At 40.2% G+C, this 17,434-nt stretch carries 15 protein-coding genes; 10 read left to right on the top strand and 5 right to left on the bottom strand.

The genetic code is table 11. The features are described 5' to 3' along the window. Positions 1–144 precede the first annotated feature (144 nt). Complete coding sequence (locus Q8W26_RS14105; protein ID WP_101215561.1) at positions 145–1,524, top strand: MFS transporter; 1,380 nt, start codon at positions 145–147, stop codon at positions 1,522–1,524. 170 nt (positions 1,525–1,694) lie between these two features. Here the strand turns inward: Q8W26_RS14105 and Q8W26_RS14100 are convergent, their stop codons facing one another. Beyond that, positions 1,695–2,636, bottom strand: a complete 942-nt coding sequence (locus Q8W26_RS14100; RefSeq protein WP_101215560.1) for an alpha/beta hydrolase — start codon at positions 2,634–2,636, stop codon at positions 1,695–1,697. A 457-nt stretch (positions 2,637–3,093) separates the two neighbouring features. Between Q8W26_RS14100 and ssb the strand changes: the two genes are divergently transcribed. The 3 genes from ssb to Q8W26_RS14085 all read left to right on the top strand — a co-directional run bounded on the left by ssb (position 3,094) and on the right by Q8W26_RS14085 (position 6,169). Next, on the top strand, positions 3,094–3,753 hold the full coding sequence (ssb, locus tag Q8W26_RS14095; protein WP_101215559.1) for a single-stranded DNA-binding protein: 660 nt from the start codon (positions 3,094–3,096) through the stop codon (positions 3,751–3,753). A 486-nt stretch (positions 3,754–4,239) separates the two neighbouring features. Further along, complete coding sequence (locus Q8W26_RS14090; protein ID WP_101215558.1) at positions 4,240–5,214, top strand: GlxA family transcriptional regulator; 975 nt, start codon at positions 4,240–4,242, stop codon at positions 5,212–5,214. Beyond that, positions 5,207–6,169, top strand: a complete 963-nt coding sequence (locus Q8W26_RS14085) for a hypothetical protein (RefSeq protein WP_305473665.1) — start codon at positions 5,207–5,209, stop codon at positions 6,167–6,169. Before Q8W26_RS14090 ends, Q8W26_RS14085 begins: the two co-directional genes overlap by 8 nt. Positions 6,170–6,316: 147 nt before the next feature. Here Q8W26_RS14085 and Q8W26_RS14080 read toward each other — a convergent pair whose 3' ends face one another. Next, on the bottom strand, positions 6,317–7,330 hold the full coding sequence (locus Q8W26_RS14080) for a GTP-binding protein (protein ID WP_305473664.1): 1,014 nt from the start codon (positions 7,328–7,330) through the stop codon (positions 6,317–6,319). Positions 7,331–7,585: 255 nt separating this feature from the next. On the opposite strand from Q8W26_RS14080, the gene Q8W26_RS14075 reads away from it, so the two are divergent. Both Q8W26_RS14075 and Q8W26_RS14070 read left to right on the top strand, forming a co-directional pair. Beyond that, on the top strand, positions 7,586–10,069 hold the full coding sequence (locus tag Q8W26_RS14075; protein ID WP_101215555.1) for an EAL domain-containing protein: 2,484 nt from the start codon (positions 7,586–7,588) through the stop codon (positions 10,067–10,069). A 67-nt stretch (positions 10,070–10,136) separates the two neighbouring features. Then, on the top strand, positions 10,137–10,631 hold the full coding sequence (locus Q8W26_RS14070; RefSeq protein WP_305473663.1) for a bifunctional adenosylcobinamide kinase/adenosylcobinamide-phosphate guanylyltransferase: 495 nt from the start codon (positions 10,137–10,139) through the stop codon (positions 10,629–10,631). 44 nt (positions 10,632–10,675) lie between these two features. On the opposite strand, the gene Q8W26_RS14065 is transcribed toward Q8W26_RS14070, so the two are convergent. Further along, a complete protein-coding gene (locus Q8W26_RS14065) occupies positions 10,676–11,791 on the bottom strand; it encodes a fatty acid desaturase (protein WP_101215554.1) in 1,116 nt (371 codons plus the stop codon). 426 nt (positions 11,792–12,217) lie between these two features. Here Q8W26_RS14065 and fabR point away from each other — a divergent pair, with 426 nt between their 5' ends. Both fabR and Q8W26_RS14055 read left to right on the top strand, forming a co-directional pair. Beyond that, positions 12,218–12,832, top strand: a complete 615-nt coding sequence (gene fabR, locus Q8W26_RS14060) for an HTH-type transcriptional repressor FabR (protein WP_101215553.1) — start codon at positions 12,218–12,220, stop codon at positions 12,830–12,832. 3 nt (positions 12,833–12,835) lie between these two features. Further along, on the top strand, positions 12,836–13,186 hold the full coding sequence (locus Q8W26_RS14055) for a DUF1422 family protein (protein WP_101215552.1): 351 nt from the start codon (positions 12,836–12,838) through the stop codon (positions 13,184–13,186). Between the two features lie 88 nt (positions 13,187–13,274). On the opposite strand, the gene trmA is transcribed toward Q8W26_RS14055, so the two are convergent. Next, on the bottom strand, positions 13,275–14,372 hold the full coding sequence (trmA, locus tag Q8W26_RS14050) for a tRNA (uridine(54)-C5)-methyltransferase TrmA (protein ID WP_101215551.1): 1,098 nt from the start codon (positions 14,370–14,372) through the stop codon (positions 13,275–13,277). A gap of 150 nt (positions 14,373–14,522) precedes the next feature. Here trmA and Q8W26_RS14045 point away from each other — a divergent pair, with 150 nt between their 5' ends. Continuing rightward, complete coding sequence (locus Q8W26_RS14045; RefSeq protein WP_101215550.1) at positions 14,523–15,725, top strand: DUF5610 domain-containing protein; 1,203 nt, start codon at positions 14,523–14,525, stop codon at positions 15,723–15,725. Positions 15,726–15,811: 86 nt separating this feature from the next. Continuing rightward, positions 15,812–16,615 (top strand): glutamate racemase, encoded by an 804-nt coding sequence (gene murI, locus Q8W26_RS14040; protein WP_305473662.1) that lies wholly within the window; start codon positions 15,812–15,814, stop codon positions 16,613–16,615. Here murI and Q8W26_RS14035 read toward each other — a convergent pair. Beyond that, entirely contained in the window at positions 16,596–17,084 is a 489-nt protein-coding gene (locus tag Q8W26_RS14035; protein WP_101215548.1) for an RNA-binding protein, read from the bottom strand. The two genes, murI and Q8W26_RS14035, sit on opposite strands and share 20 nt — an antisense overlap. Positions 17,085–17,434 lie beyond the last annotated feature (350 nt).

Below are 17,434 nucleotides of genomic sequence, written 5' to 3'. Positions count from 1 at the left end.
CCGAATTATCTCACCGTGTTTGCTATTAATTGATCTGATTTGTTGCGCTAGCACATTTTTATATTAGCTAATCTAATTCAACACTGGGGATCAAAAATCGCTCATGTTACAATTCTGTTTTTTTATGGGGATAGCAATTGTCTGATGAGTAACGTGAGTGGATTAAATTCAATTGAAAAGCGTGCTGCGATTTCTCTAGCCTTGGTGTTTGGCTTACGCATGCTGGGTTTGTTTATGATCATGCCTGTTTTTGCAATTTATGGTCAGGAGCTCGACGGTTATTCTCCGATGTGGGTTGGTATTGCTATTGGTGCCTATGGCTTAACCCAAGCCTTATTACAAATCCCGATGGGCATGCTTTCTGACCGCTTTGGTCGCAAACCAGTGATTCTGATTGGTCTTGCTATTTTCTGTATTGGTAGCTTAATTGCTGCTTATGCTGATTCAGTAATGGGCGTGACAATTGGCCGTGCTATTCAAGGGATGGGGGCGATTGCTAGTACTATTTTAGCCTTAGCTGCCGATGTGACTCGCGATGAACATCGTCCGAAAGTGATGGCGACCATTGGTATGTGTATTGGTTTGTCATTTGCGGTATCGCTGATTTTAGGTCCAGTGCTGGTAGATAGTATTGGTTTATCTGGCTTATTTAACTTAACCGCTGGGCTGGCTTTATTAGGTATGCTGGTGGTGTTATTTATCGCACCTAATGCGGTCAGCAAAGCACCGAAAGGCGATACTCGCGCGGCGCCAGAGCTGATTTCTGCGATGTTAAAAGACGGCCAGCTATTGCGTTTAGATGTCGGTATTTTCGTGCTGCATCTTGTTATCACCTCTATTTTTGTCGTATTACCGCTGATGTTAATGGAACTTGATTTCGCTACGACTGATCATTGGCAACTCTATTTCCCGACCTTGTTGGTGTCTTTTGTGTTGATGGTGCCACTGATTATCATCGGTGCTAAAAATGAAAGCATGAAACAAATGTATCGCTTTTCTTTGCTGCTGTTAGCGGTTTCATTGGTGATGATGTATCTGTTACAAGGTTCATTTATTGGCCTGTTCGTCGCTGTGATTGTGTTCTTTACCGCATTTAATTATTTAGAAGCCTCATTACCCTCATTAATCGCTAAGTTTGCGCCTGCTGGCCAGAAGGGAACGGCGATGGGGATTTACTCATCAAGCCAATTCTTTGGTGCGTTCTGGGGCGGAATCTTAGGTGGTTTATGTTATCAATATCTAGGGTTAGCTGGTGTGTTTGCAACATCAACAATTTTGGTTATTGCGTGGTGGTTTTACACCGCTGGCATGGTTAACCCGAAGGTGCTCAAGACATATACCCTCGATGCTGACGCCCATGATCAACCGACAGCGGAAAACATGTCACAACAGCTAATGGCGCTGCCCGGTGTTAAAGAAGCGATAGTAATTTTTGATGATCAAGCCGCTTACCTTAAAGTGGATGCGAAGGTTTTTGAGCTTAATGAAGCTCGTGCGGTGTTACTCGCGCCAATTGAAGTTTAAGGCAATCGATTCAGAACTCCCACTTCGTCGTCCTGAAGTGTTTTATTCAGGAACTCTCACTTCGTCATCCTGAAAGTGTTTTATTCAGGACCTCGCTTGTGCATCAAACACGAGATTCCGGCTAACCCACTGCCGGAACGACGGGGTTGGGGACATGTCGCAGTGAGGTGTTACGCTGCAACGAAACGACTAATCAAATCTAAACTGGCTCGATACTCTTCCTCTACTATGCTATTGAGCAGCATATAAGCATGAATCATGTCGTCAAATTGGTGGTGGGTGACCGGCACGCCTACCTCTTGTAGGGCCTTAACATAAGCATGGCCTTCGTCTCGCAATGGATCGCAGCCAGCAGTGATCACTAAGGTTTTTGGCATGGAAGGAGAAAATGCACCTAACAGTGGAGAAGCTGTTTTAATGATGGGGTGAGTCGAATCGCTTTGTTGGAAATACTGCTCGAAATACCAACTGATCTTATCTTGCTCTAGTAAGAATCCCGTACCATTTTCTTCGATTGAAAGCTGACTCATGGTGTAATCAACACTAGGATAGATCAGGATTTGTTTATCAATTTTAATGTGCTCATTATGAATGTTATTCATCACCAATGTGGTACTAATAGCACCGCCCGCACTGTCGCCAGCTATGTAGAGCGTGTCATTGTGTTTCATGCCTTTGACTGCTTCTTTATAGTGACTTAATACGTGTTGGCAATCATTAACGCCTGCTGGGTAAGGGAATTCCGGCGCGAGGCGGTAATCGATACAAATGACAATAGCTTGAGCAGCTAAAGCAAGGTCACGACTGATCGGGTCATATAACTCAACACTACCACACATGTGACCGCCACCATGAAAATGTAATAATACTGGCAAGGTCTTTTCTGGATTGGGATTATATAACCGAGCAGGGATAGCTTGTGCACCAGCATAAAACATCACATCTTTTATTAGCGGAATATCAGCGCCAGTCATCATCAGCCCTGCCAGCTTGTCGAGATTTGCACGCACGATACTTGGCGCAAAGGCTTGATTATCCTGTTTCGCTTGAGCGATAGCTGCATTTGCTTGCTCGAGTAATGGTACGAGTTTTGGGGAGACTACTCCGCGCATAAAACCTCCTTCTTTTCTTCCCCCGTTTCAGGAAGAAAAAAGCTGCCAATAAAAAACGTTGAACTTAATAACGTTATTAAAATGAAGGAGTGAGTGTAATCACCATTGTTAATATCAACAAGACGACCAAAGCACCATAACATCACGGTTGAGACACTAACTTCTAGCTAGAAGGTTTTTATTTAACGAATGTTTATTTGAGTTAAATTTATTTTCTATCCTAAAGTCTAGGCCTAGCATAGGTTTAGGATCTAAATAGATCCTGAGTTAAGCATAAAAGCGACGAAGTAGGCTGCTAAGCTCTCGCACCGTGACTAATAAATCAGTATAATGAAAATCATCGCACTTTAACGTTTCATGTGGTTTTAAATAACTGATAGAAACGTAATTTAAGTTAAAGTGAAACTTATTGATTATCGGCTATACAGCCATACTAAACAGATAGATAGGGGCGAATATGGCCAGTAAGGGAATTAATAAAGTCATTCTTGTAGGTAACTTAGGTAAAGATCCTGAGATCCGTTACTTACCAAGTGGTGGCGCAGTTGCTAACTTAACTTTAGCAACATCAGAGTCGTGGCGTGATAAGAACACCGGCGAGCAAAAAGAAAAAACTGAATGGCACAATATTTCAGTGTTCGGTAAGTTAGCTGAAATTGCTGGTGAATACCTGCGTAAAGGCTCACAAGTTTACATTGAAGGCGCATTACAAACTCGTAAATGGCAAGACCAAAGCGGTAATGACCGTTATACCACTGAAGTCGTTGTTCAAGGCTTTAATGGCACCATGCAAATGTTAGGCGGCCGTCAAGGCGGTGGCCAAGGTGGTTATCAGCAACAAGCACCTCAACAGCAAGGTGGCTATCAGCAAGCTGCGGCTCCACAGCAACAAGGCGGTTTCCAACAGCAGGCACCACAGCAAGCGGCACCTCAACAACAAGGTGGCTATCAGCAAGCTCCGCAACAGGCTGCGCCTCAGCAACAAAATAATTTTGCTAGTCAGCCACAGCAAGGTGGTTTTCAACAGCCAGCACAACAGCCTGCGCAGCAACCTGCACAACAGCCAGCTAAAGCACCAGATTTAGATGATGGCTGGGATGACGATATCCCGTTCTAATTCAAGAATTATAAACTTGATTTACACAAAAGGGCTTGTTTTTACAAGCCCTTTTTTAATGGAATGATATTGATAAAGGGTCTTCTCATATGACTGTTGAAGGTCTTTCAATTTACAGAAATGCGTGGCGGCAAGCTACTCTAGCTGGCCGTTCAGCGTATGGTGGAAACTAGCCAAAGCTAAGTCTAAGCCTTTACCAAGTTTATTAGTGAGGTGTTTGAACTACAAGATGATTATGGGCCAGTTGTAATTATCTAAGTGAACACTGCTCTGTTTAATATCATGGCGGAACAATTGGAAAAGTTGCATCTTGATGCATGTAATTACAACCCACGAGTTTCAAGGTTTTTCATGATCTTAAAGATGAATTAAGCTTTCCATTTGAATAGCAAGGTTTATGGCAGGTTTGGTTGGCTTGGTGTCATGGCTGCCTTTTTTTAAACAGTGTAAGATGCATTTCAATCGACATTAAGAATAAAATTTATTATGCCAAAGACAATTTGCTTTTTAGCTTATGATGGCGTTGAGTTGCTTGATTTAGCTGGTCCGCAATCCGCTTTTAATGAGGCAATACAAGTCCATAAAAATAGTTATCAGTTACAAGTAATTGGATTTTGCGATACAGCGATCAATTGCGAGGCTGGTTTAACAATAACCCCATCTGTTTCTATAGAAGATGTGAAAAATTGTCATACTTTAATCATTCCCGGAGGAAAGGGGGCGAGGAGTACGTCAATTGATTCTAAGCAATTGTCTCGCTTGAAAGTGCTGATGTCTAAATGTGAGAGAGTGGTATCAATATGCACCGGAGTTTACCTAACTGCTAGAGCTGGACTTCCTAATAATACGAACGTCGCAACACATTGGGCATTTGTTAGTGATCTAAAGAAACGCTACCCCAAGTTAAATGTTGACAGTGAAAAGCTATTTGTTAGGGATGGGCGATATTGGTCTTCGGCAGGGGTTACATCGGGGATTGATTTGGCGCTACGCCTTATAGAAATAGATGAAGGAAAAAACTTAGCGCATCATGTTGCAAAGCACCTCGTCGTCTATTTAAAGCGTACAGGAGGGCAAAAACAATTTTCAGATATTATGGATGTGCAAACACCAAAAACAGATCGCTTAGAGTCGTTATTTAATTGGATTAAAGAACATATTGAAGAAGAGTTAACTGTTAATCGTTTGGCTGATGTCATTCATTTGAGTGAAAGGCAATGTCATAGGTTTTTTGTAAAAGAAACAGGATTTACACCTGCACAATATGTAGAAAAATATCGAATGCAATTGGCCTCAGAGCTATTGTTATCAAGCCAAAAAGAAATAAAAATTATTGCTAAAACTGTTGGTTTTAGTTCTCCTGACGGGTTCAGGAGAGCGTTCGAACGCAACTTTTCTATTTCTCCGTTAGCCTACCGTAAAGCATTTCAATCTAAAACTGAGGAAGTAAACAATGTTTAAGAACAAACTAGGGAAACTTGTGAGCTTTGCTTTCTTTTTGCTTGCTTCAATACCTCTACAGGCTAAAGAGGCTTTAAAGGTTGTTCAATTAGAAAATGTTACTATTAATTATCACTTTATGGATGAGCAGTCAGTTAAGAAAGAAAATGAAATCAATCAATTAACAAATAAAGCATTTTTATCTTATACAAAATTCTTTGGTGGACTGCCTAGAGATAAAAAAGGTGTCGAATACTCTGAGATTTCTATTCATGTCAGGCAAGGAAAGTATTTAGGAGGTGAAGCCGATCCTAAATTGATCATACTCTCTTGGAATAATGGTAAAACATTTGGTTTTTCTACTTGGCAAAGAATATTACTTCATGAACTATTTCATTTGTGGAGTGCTGAATCTTTTCGATATCAAGATGGGAGAGAACATTGGTTTAATGAGGGGTTTTCTGAGTTTTATACTTTCAAGACCGCTGTTGAATTAGGTTTGATATCCTCGGAAGAAATGTTGGCGGTTGTGTCTTCTGTTATTGGTTACTACTCAACGTCGTCAGGTCTTGGCAAAATATCTATGAGACGTGCTGGTCGAACAAATAAACTCAAGTTTGAAAATTACTTTCTCGTATACGGTGGTGGTTGGGTTGTAGCAATGGTGCTAGACCACGATATAAGAAAAAGAACAAATAATAACAAGAGTATCGATGAACTGATGCGTTGGATGTACGTTAATTTCCACAGGGACAAAAAGTTGTACAGTTTGGGCGATATTACCCAAGGGTTGAAGTATACTACTGGGATTGATTATTCTAATTTTATGAAGTCTTTCGTAGATGGGAATAAAATACTTCCGGTACCCGATTATTTATCAATAAGTGATGCGCAATGGGCGCTGACATTTAACCAAAAAAGTATAAGCAACTATAAAATTTTGTTTGAAACTCTAGGTATTAAGCGCACACTGTAAAGTGCAGCTTTATAGGGGGGGCGCTGTTTATAAAGCGCCACAACAAATGAGCCTGTAAATAATTTTGTTAAATATTATACATCCAGCATCCTTGCTGGGCTTTTCCAAACAAAAACAGAATTAATGTGGAACATTGAACAGTATCACTCACGCTTGAAGGCATGTCATGAGCTGCGTCTCTAATGATTCTGGAAGTTCGGTGGCGATCATTTCAACTCTGCTTTCCAAACAGTCATCCAGCTCTTCTTCGGTTAGCATATCTGTTGTTAGGTTATAAGCAAAGATTCCATCGTTAGTGATAAATACTGCTTTTACACGTTCAATCTGGAGTTTAGGAAGCTTAGATAGAAAAGAGATTAACTTGTGTCGGTAAAATACCTTGGTGGGGGAGAAGCGCCAGCCGATACTTTTAAATCCTTCACCCTCATTACATGCTTTAATGAAGCCACATTCAGGGATAGCGAGTTGAGAGGCCAATGGTTTTGATTGTGCTTGGTGATGGTGATGGTGGGCTGCGGGGCGGATTGCAGCTGTTGCACCATTGAGGTAGCTAGTCTCAATAACGCCGTGTTGTGCGAAGATGACGTTCACTTGTGGCTGACAATTATTTTTGATATATGAGGTTAGGTTGGCGCTATCACCTTCGCGGTATAAGTCGGACTTGTTGCCTATGACCGTGTCTGCGATCGCTATCTGTTGATTGAAGGTTTCATGCGATGTGTATTGCTTGCTGGATAATTTTCGCGCATCAACTAAGGTTAGTGTTTTTTGTAACGAAAGCACGTCATGATAGTGTGTTGACGATAAGATATTGAGCACTTCCTGAGGGTGGCCGAGTCCTGTGGGTTCAATTAGTAAACGGTCTGGCTTTGCTTTAGTCAATAGCTGGTTAAGGGCTACTTGCATTGGCAAGCCTGCCGCGCAGCACATACAGCCACCGGGTACTTCGCGGATATATATGCCTTGTCCCTGTGAATGCTTGCCTTCAAATAAACTGCCATCAATACCAATTTCCCCGAACTCATTGACTAGGACTGCCCAGCGTTCATTATCCGGTTTGCTTTTTAATAAATGAAGAATGGCTGATGTTTTTCCTGCCCCTAAAAAGCCGGTGATAATATTAGTAGGAATAGCACTTATTTCGAAATTACTCGCTTTCATTATGAGTCTCTGCACTTTGTATGTTTTGTTATATTATAACGTTTGTTGCGGTGGGTAAAGGTATGTCAATGAGAGCTAATTACAGCGGAAATTATTTAACTAAAGTATCAGACTTTTATCATATCAACAGCCTTAGGGTTATTGATTTAGATCAATAATGACTCGACTCAAGAAACTATGTTAAAAGGACTGTGATAGTATCGTCAGTATTTTTACATGCGTCAATAAAGCTCTAAGAGCTTTAAAGTGGTAAACATGAACGAAAACTCATTATGTAGTGTAGTCGAGCGTAACGTGGTGACTTGCTTTAAGGAGACCTCCCTTAGAGAAGCCACTGGGTTAATGCATCAAAGACGTTGTAGCTCAATTATTGTCACGGAAAATCATAAGCCGATAGGGATTTGGACTGAAGCGGATTCGTTATCAGTGGATTTAAATAACCCCGATGCATTGGGTGTGCCTTTAGGTGAGGTGATGAGTGTTAACTTATTTATGGTTAATATTCACCTGTCACTTGATGACGTGGCGCTGGAATTGAAATTACGGGAGGTTCGTCACCTCATTGTTATTGATGATGATGGGCTGTTAGTAGGTGTCGTTTCACAGAGCGATATTATTATCAATCAAGATGCGCAATACTTTTTGAGCCTTACTCAAGTTCAAAACATCATGCCTAAAAAGCAGGCGCCATTATTAGATGCATCAAAGCCAATTCATGACGCAATCGAATTAATGCGTAAGCGGCGAAGCGACTCCTTAGTTGCGACTATCGATGATCAGCCTGCTGGTTTGCTTACTGAGCGGGATATTGTTCGTTTGATTGCGACTAATCAGTTAGATACCTCTATAGAAAGCGTAATGAGTCAGCCGCTCATCTCTGTTTCTAACAGTATGAGCTTGTTATCAATCCGCTCGTTTATGCAAAAACGCCATATTCGACATCTTGGGGTTCAAGGAGATAATGGTGAATTCTTAGGCATTGTTTCTTTCTCTGATATTCTTAACCGTATAGAGCGTAGCTATATCAACCGCTTACGCAGTGCGTTGGCTGAAACAAGTGCAAGCCTAAAAGAAAAAGAATATAACTTGCACATGGCTCACGCTTTAATTGAAGCGTCAGTTGATGGCATCATGGTGACGGACAGAAATACAATCATCAAGACAGTAAACCCTGCGTTTACTCAGGTGACTGGTTATAGTGAAGCAGAGGCTCTAGGTCAGCCCGCATCAATGGTCAGCTCGGGCAGGCATGATAAAGAATTCTATGATGTGATGTGGCAGACGCTTGATGAAGAGGGCTATTGGCAAGGTGAAGTCTGGAATAGAAAAAAGAACGGAGAAATTTATCCGGAATGGCTTACCATCACACGTATTGTTGAGCCTACCACCCAGCAAGTATTATACGCGGGAATTTTTAATGATATTTCTGATCGTAAAAACTCAGAATTAATCATTGAACACCTTGCATATTATGACCCCCTAACCAAGCTTCCTAATCGTCAATTGCTGTTTGATCGTATTGATAATGCTTTAACGCACGCTCACGAAGAACAAAGTCAACTTGGGCTATTATTTATTGATTTGGACCATTTTAAGCGAATTAATGAATCGTTAGGGCACGATATTGGTGACTTAGTACTCTGTGAAGTGGCTAATCGATTAAACCAATGTATTAGTCATAATGATACTCTTGCACGCGTTGGAGGTGATGAGTTAGTCATTGTGCTATCTGAACTTGAAGACAAAGCAGTTGCTTATCGTACTGCCCAGCAAGTGATCGAATGCTTTGAAACACCATTAATTATTGATGATAAAAAGTTATTTATCACCAGTAGTGTTGGCTGTTCTATTTTCCCGCAAGACGGCTTGACTAGAACTGAGCTGCTGAGAAACTCGGATTCGGCGATGCATCGTGCCAAAGAGAAAGGGCGAAATCAATTCTGTCTTTATTCATCAGAAATGAATAAAGAATCTCAAATGCAACTCGCACTTGAACAGCGCTTACGTGCTGCGTTAATTAATAATGAGTTTTTCCTAGAGTATCAGCCAAAAGTTGATGTTAAATCACGCAAAGTGGTTGGTGTTGAAGCTTTACTGCGTTGGCAGGATAAAATTTTAGGGCGCGTGGCACCTGATGTCTTTATCCCCCTTGCTGAAGAGCTTGGCCTTATTTCTGATATTGGATTTTGGGTGCTTAAGCAATCTATTTGCCAAGGATTAGCATGGAAAGAGCAGGGACTGCCTCCACTCCGTATCTCGGTGAATATTTCTGTGAAGCAGTTTGCAAATCACAATTTGGTTTCGCAACTTGCCGAGTTAATTGAATGCTATGACTACGATCCATCGTTATTAGATATTGAAGTAACAGAAACTAGTTTCATTGAAGATGCTGAATATGTCTTCCGTTGTCTTGATGTTATTCGTCAGCTTGGTGTTAGTGTATCGATGGATGATTTTGGTACGGGCTACTCCAGTCTGAGCTTATTGACTAAGATGCCCCTTGACCAATTAAAAGTGGACCGAAGTTTTATGGAAGGTATTCCCGGGTGTAAAGATAATGAAGAGCTTGTCTCCACTATTATTTTAATGGCACATAACCTTAACTTAACGGTTGTGGCTGAAGGGGTTGAAACGGAAGAACAATTGATGTTCTTACAAAACCTTAACTGCGAAGAAATTCAAGGTTACTATTTTAGTCGACCAGTAAGCGCTAAAAATCTAACTCATTTAGTTGCTTAGTCAGTGCAGCTAACTGTTTTAACAATGAGTAAGTGATAGACTGCTCATCTTTTATGACAGAGCGACGATGATGAAAACGTTATATTTTGGTGGTCAAAAAAGTGGTAAGAGTAATTTAGCGGCTGCTTATACTTTATCCTTACAAGGTCCAAAACCTCACTATATTGCCACTTATGATAATTCTTATCATGACGAAGCCATGGCTGAAAGGGTGTTTAAACATCAGGTGCAACGGCAAGATGATTTTATTACGCTAGAGCAAAGTCATGATTTAAGTAAGGTGATGCGTTCTGGCGAAACATATTTGATCGATTGCCTGTCGATGTGGATTTTTAATAACCTCGAGCAGACAGAAGAGTATTTGATTAATCAGCTAGCATACTTATTTTCATTGGATTGCAATATTGTGTTTGTATTGAACGATGTGAGTTGTGGGGTGATTCCAATGGAAGCTCAATCACGACGCTTTGTTGATATGTCGGGTATTATTGGTCAATATGTCGCTGCGCAGAGTGATGAGGTGTACCGAGTCAGTTATGGCTTGCCTCAGCAGTTAAAGTAACTATTTGCGTGTTACTTTAACTGCGGGCGATGTCGTGGCTATGGCTAGGTGTGATTTGCTAACATCAACCAGGCTTGTCGCTGCTGTTCAAACGATTGTTGTAACTCTTTTAGCTGCTTAACTAGCTGTAACTTGTCATAGTCTTTGAGCGCTTTACGCTTTTTAACTTCAAACAAACGCTTTTTCAGCGTATAAAACTCATTTAGTTTAGTGACGAGGATTTCGTATTCTGCATGAAGCTTCTGTTTCATTTCTTCTGCATCGTGGCGTAAATCTAAGCGTTGCGTACTACGCTTTAATATCATCGCCAATTGCGCTTGTTCGATTTTTTGTTGTGGTGTTTTGCGTAAGTTCGTTGCTAAACCCAACCATGATAACGTCTTAATTAACCATTTTGTTGGATCGTAATGATACCACTTTATGCCATTACGGTAATCAGACTCAAAGATGTGATGGAAATTATGGTAACCCTCTCCGTGAGTGAAGACCGCTAAAAGTGCATTATCTTTGGCAGTATTTTTGTCAGTATAAGGCTGCGAGCCCCACATGTGTGCCCATGAGTTAATGAAGAAAGTAAAGTGATGGCTTAATACTAATCGCGTAATGCCGACCGCAATAAAGCTTGCTAGCATTTGTCCACTTAACCAACCGACTAACAATGCAAAACCAATATTAGTGATTAAGGTTAATGCTAGGTAATGTTTATGTTGCCACATCACTATAGGGTCACGTTGGAGATCTCGGCAATTACTATAATCATCGTATTGCTCGTGATTGTAGTGGCGCAGCATCCAACCGATATGTGAGAACCAAAAACCACGTTTGGCGCTGTATGGGTCTTTATCATTAATATCGACAAATTTATGGTGGACGCGGTGGTCACTTGACCAGTGTAACGCAGAATTTTGTAATGCAAATGCACCACCAATAGCAAAGAATAAGCGTACAGACCAATGAGCTTGATAAGTACGATGAGACCATAAACGATGATAACCAGCAGTGATTGACAGACCACAGAAAAATAAAGACGCCACGGCGGCTATAATCACAAAGGCGTCAAAGCCATAAGTTACTTGGTACCAAGGCACAAGGATTAGCGCAGCTAATAGCGTACTGCTAAACAGTATGACATTAGTCCAAATGATAGGTGGCTTATTCATTAAACTTCCTAAATATATTAATTGAGCTTACAAGTGTACGCTAAGTTATATTGAGAGTTCAAGTGTGTGTTTAAAAATGTAATTCCTTTATAGGCCCATTTTTATAACTTAATTCATTGGTGATGATAAAAAGCTATTGTCTAAGGGATCTCAAATTTCAATCCAAAAGTTGACCAATAATCTTATATAGGCTGGGAAATCTTAAATTTTATTCGTGACTATTCTCCGGTGTTAATCATAACCAACTCTTTTCGTTTGTGTCTTAAAGGTTACGTCGAACTGAACACTACCGACTTTTGACTGATCCCAATCAGTTAGTATTTAGACTAGAATAATAAAAAGATGCATATATTTTTTCTATTATGTTGTGCCAACTTAAGTGTTCCATTACCCTTATGTTAATTTATAATGTTTTATGGTGTGTCAATGGGAGTAAGAGCTCAACAAAAGGAAAAAACACGGCGTGGTTTAATTGATGCTGCATTTAATCAATTGTCTGCTGAGCATGGTTTTTCTAACTTGAGTTTACGTGAAGTGGCGCGAGAGGCTGGTATTGCACCTACCTCTTTTTATCGTCATTTTAAAGACATGAACGAACTGGGTTTAACTATGGTTGACGAAGGGGGATTGATGTTACGTCAATTAATGCGTAAGGCACGACAACGGATTAATAAAGGCGGCAGTGTTATTCGTATATCAACGGAAACTTTTATGGAGTTCGTTGACTCTAGACCTAATGTGTTTAGATTATTATTACAAGAGCGCTCTGGAAATGCTGCTGCATTTCGACAAGCTGTGAATCGAGAGATTCGCCATTTTGTCGAAGAGTTAACTGACTATTTGATTCAAAACACAACACTAGAACGTTCATTGGCTACAATACAAAGTGAAGCCATGCTAATTATCGTATTCAATGCAGGTGCAGAAGCGTTGGATATGACACAAGAAGACCGCAAAGATCTTGCGGAGCGAGTTATATTACAATTACATATGATTGCAACCGGTGCTAATTATATGTCGAACAATAATACGGAGATTTAATCAATGTTAACAATTTCATCTGAAGATAAAAAAATTCTTATCTTTTCTTTAGTTGCTGGTATTAGTGCTAATGCAGGCCTAACTGGTTTTACCTTAGAGGAAGTCACGTTCTCAATCTTCCCTATCGTTAGTTGTATTTTGGCATTCTATTGTATGTTGCAACAATATCAAACTCGCGAAATCGGCGGTGATATCCCTGTGCTAACAGCTGCTAGCTTTATTTTAGGTGCATTAGGTTATGCCGCTAGTATCCGTGTTGCTATGCCAGAACTTGGTAGTAACTTCTTACCTGTGATGTTATGTATGGGTCTGATCTTCTGGATGTTGAAGAAAGTTGGAATGTTTAAGGCGTAAGTACTTAATCAAGTATGAGTTTGAGTTATGACCAAAAAGGGCTATCTGATGATAGCCCTTTTTATTGTCTCGTGTTTATGTAGCTGCTTTACTTTTTTGTAAGGTAAACACCAGATTCCATATGGTGGGTATATGGAAATTGATCGAACAGGGCAAACCGTGTGATGTTATGTGTTTCACAGAGCGTTAATAAGTTATCGGCTAACGTCTCAGGGTTACATGAGATGTAGATAATGTTGTCGTAAGCTTGGATCATGGCTAGTGTTGCTTGATCAAGACCTGCTCGTGGTGGGTCAACTAAAATGGTATTACAGTTGAAGCTTTTAAGATCGATGCCTTTTAAACGTCTAAACTCGCGTTCGCCATGCATCGCTTGAGTGAACTCTTCAGCTGCCATGCGCAAAATAGTGACATTATCAATTTTGTTTTCGCTAATGTTATATTGAGCAGAGTCTACCGATGGTTTAGCGATTTCAGTGGCAAGCACGCGATTGAAGTTTTCAGCCAATGCTAATGAGAAGTTACCGTTACCACAGTACAATTCCAGTAAATCGCCTGTTGCATCTTTGGTGATGTCGGTAGCCCATTCCAGCATTTTTTGATTAATACCGCCATTAGGTTGAGTGAAACTATTCTCGACTTGCTTATAAATAAGTTCTTTGTTATTTACTTGAAGTTTTTCGATAACGAAATCGTGGTCTAAGCAAATCTTTTGCTTACGAGCACGGCCAATGATCTGCACGTTAAACTCTTTACTCAAGCGTTCTTTTAACGCAACGGCCTCTGCTTGCCAAGCTTCATCTAGTTGACGGTGATAAAGCATTGAAACGATAATTTCACCGCTTAATGTTGAGAGGTAGTCAATTTGAAATAACTTAAATCGCAGCGCAGGGTTATCTTTTAGTTCAGCCATCAACGCCGTCATCATTTGATTGATTAATACCGATGCTGATGGAAACTGATCAACTCGGACTTTTTCCTTGGTCGCGGAGTTAAAAACAATATGGTAAAGATCATCACCTTGATGCCATACGCGAAATTCAGCGCGCAGCCGATAGTTTTCAGGTTGTGAACAGTAACTTTCTAGCGCTGGTGGGTTAAATTGCTTAAAGTGATCTTTTAAAAAATCTTCTTTTTCGGTGAGTTGCTTCTGATAATTTGCAACATCAACAAGACCTGGCAACATAAATGGGATCCTAAGGAATATGAATGGCGCAGATTCTAGGGTAATTTATTTATTTGTCCAGACGTGTCGATTAAAAATTAGACATTGAGCTTAAGTTTTGTGTGATTGTGCCGATAAATTTTTAATAGTCTATTCTTCTTAGGTGACCTCATGAAAGTCAATCAATTTACAGCCCCAGCAAATGTAATGAATAAAAAAGATAAATTGGATGAGATGGGGTCGAATAATAAGCCTGACCATGCACAGGATAAGCAAAATGATGTTCTGTCTATGTCCTCAAATCATAAATTATTGATTGGTGCTAAGTCGTTAATGGCGGCATTAAATCAACAGCTTTCAGTGAATAGCTCTTTTAGCTTTTCATCCTCAAAACAGCAATCAATTAGCGTAGATGTCGAGACCGGCTCTATTTTAGATAAAATTGATGTTGAGCCAATCTCGTTTGACTTTGAAGCCGTAGCTAAAAATGTAATGGATTTTGTTAGCGGTGCTATTTATGGGGCCAAATCCGGTGGTGCCGACGATGCAAAACTGAATTTAATGATGCAACAAGCTCGTGAAGGCATTGATAAAGGTTTTGATATGGCTCGCGAAGAGCTGGGTTCTATGGATATGCTGACGAGTGATGTTGAGCAAGGAATAGATAAGAGCTATGACTTGATTCAGCAAGGAATGAATGATCTTGATAAATCTTTGTTTGGTAAAGAGAGTGCTACAACCCCTCAGGTTTCTTCAAGAGCCATAGAATTATCTGAGGTTGAAACTGGTAGTATTGATATTCAAACCCGTGATGGAGATAAGATTTCAATTTCGTTCGGCCAAAGCGCTCAGCTAAGTCAATCTCAAAGCGTTAGTAACGACAGTAAACACACAGAAATATCAACGAGCCATGGTCAATCATTTAATTTGACTGTTGAAGGCGATTTAAATGATGATGAACTAGAGGCTATTTCAAGTTTAGTAGGCGATATGGCACAGCTAGCGGATGATTTTTTTAGTGGCAATGTTGAACAAGCGTGGCAACAAGCGAATGAATTAGGCTTTGACTCTCAGCAAATAGTCAGCTTTGCTTATGACTTTAAAGAAGTTAAACAACTGGCGATTACTGAGCATTATGCAACGGTAAAAGAAAATGGTGACCAATCCAGTAACAACCCAATTGCAACACTATCGCCTTATGTTAAAGGGCTAGATGATGTAATGAAGGCTGGCGAATCTCTATTTGCAGGCGATAATGTTAAGCAATTGATTAATGATGTCGCTAATAAGCAACTTGATTTGATGGATCAGATGGTTTCGAAAACATTAGATAGCTTTAATGATTTTAATCAGAAGATATTAAATAGCTTGTAATCGAAGTACTGGCAAACAAAAAACTTGTTGTCGCAGGCTCGGTGAGAGAAAATAGCCGCTGAATTGCTGTTTATTTGAGGTTAATTTTGACTAGTCGTGTTTTAGTCTTTGACTCCGGTGTCGGAGGTGTCAGTGTGTTTCGTGAAATCACGAAGCTACTACCTTCAGTGTCAATTGACTATTTATTTGATAATAAGTTTTACCCTTATGGCCAATTGTCAGAGCAGCAGTTAATTACTCGCTTACTTGAGCTACTTCCTGCTGTTATAGAGTTAACTCAACCTGATTTACTTGTTATAGCTTGCAACTCTGCCAGTACAGTTGCGTTGCCTGCGCTACGTAATACCTTGCGTATCCCTGTAGTCGGGGTCGTTCCCGCAATAAAACCAGCCGCTCTGTTATCAAAAAGCAAAAAAATTGGCCTTGTAGCAACGCAAGGGACGATAAACCGATCTTATATTGATGAACTAATGAATGCATACGCCCCCCAATGTGAGCTTTATAAGCTTGGCAGCAATAAATTAGTCCAGATAGCAGAAATGGCGTTTCAAGGTATCGAACCAAACGATAAAGAACTAATAGCTATATTTGAGCCTGTCATGGGGCGGATTGACACCCTCATTTTAGGTTGCACTCATTTTCCGCTATTAAAGAAAGAAATTGCTCGTGTTACTGAAGGAAAGATTGTTCTTGTTGATTCGGGAATTGCTATTGCTCAACGTGTTAAGTCATTACTTATTAGTGACTGCAAACAGCGATCAAAAAAGCCCGGGGGAAAGATTCACCACCGAGCTTTTTATACGGAAGATAGCTTAGAAGAGATGTTAAACCAATCATTACTTAATGAAGGCTTTAGTTCTCTATCTATAGTTAACCATCAACTTGGCTAGTGTTTTCTGGGCTTGTTTTTTCTTTTGCCTCGCGTACTTTCAATATGCGCTCTTGAAACTCTTGTTCGTTTAGTTCTGCCATGGCTTGTGCCGCACCTTCACCATTCATCGTAACGAAGCCGAACCCACGACGACGCCCTGTCTGCTTGTCTTTTACTAAGCGAACCGAGAAAACAGGTCCATGTGATTCGAATAACTCGCGAACTACAGACTCATTAGCACGGTATGGCAAGTTACCTACATATAGTGTTTGACGATCGTCATCAGCGACGGCTGCGCTAGAGGTGGTAGCTGAAGAAGTTGCAGCGCTAGGAGATAATAGAGCGACAGTTGTACCACCTAATGCAATACCTATAGCAAAAACAACAGAAGCACTTTCCATACTTGGTGCAATTAAAGGTAGTACAAAGAAGCCGACTACAGCTAATACGAATGTAATTAGTAGCGGAGTGAATTTATTTGATTTCATAATGTAACCTAAAGATTAGTGAAGAAAAATAGAAACTTAAGCGCATTATAATAGAGATCTTTTATTCAAGTTACTACCGATACGCCTAAAATAGTTTAAATTATATGCAATTGAGTGATCCAATTAACTAAAATAAATGATGGAATCTGATCCAGGGATCATTGCCTTCCCTCTATATTGAGTGAATTGGCTTGAATTATGTTTGAAACAGGGTTGTTTTGGTGGATTTATAATCGTATTGTTTCATTTGTGTACGCTTGAAATAAAAGATCCAAAAAGCCCTTGCCATGTGTCAGAAGATCCCTATAATGCGCATCCACTGACACGGGGAAGCAACTGCTAGAGCGCTA

This window comes from Psychrobium sp. 1_MG-2023 (genome assembly GCF_030689115.1).
Classification (GTDB): Bacteria; Pseudomonadota; Gammaproteobacteria; order Enterobacterales; family Psychrobiaceae; genus Psychrobium.
Note: the sequence above shows the minus strand (reverse complement) of the source record. Positions and strands in the feature narration are given on the sequence as shown.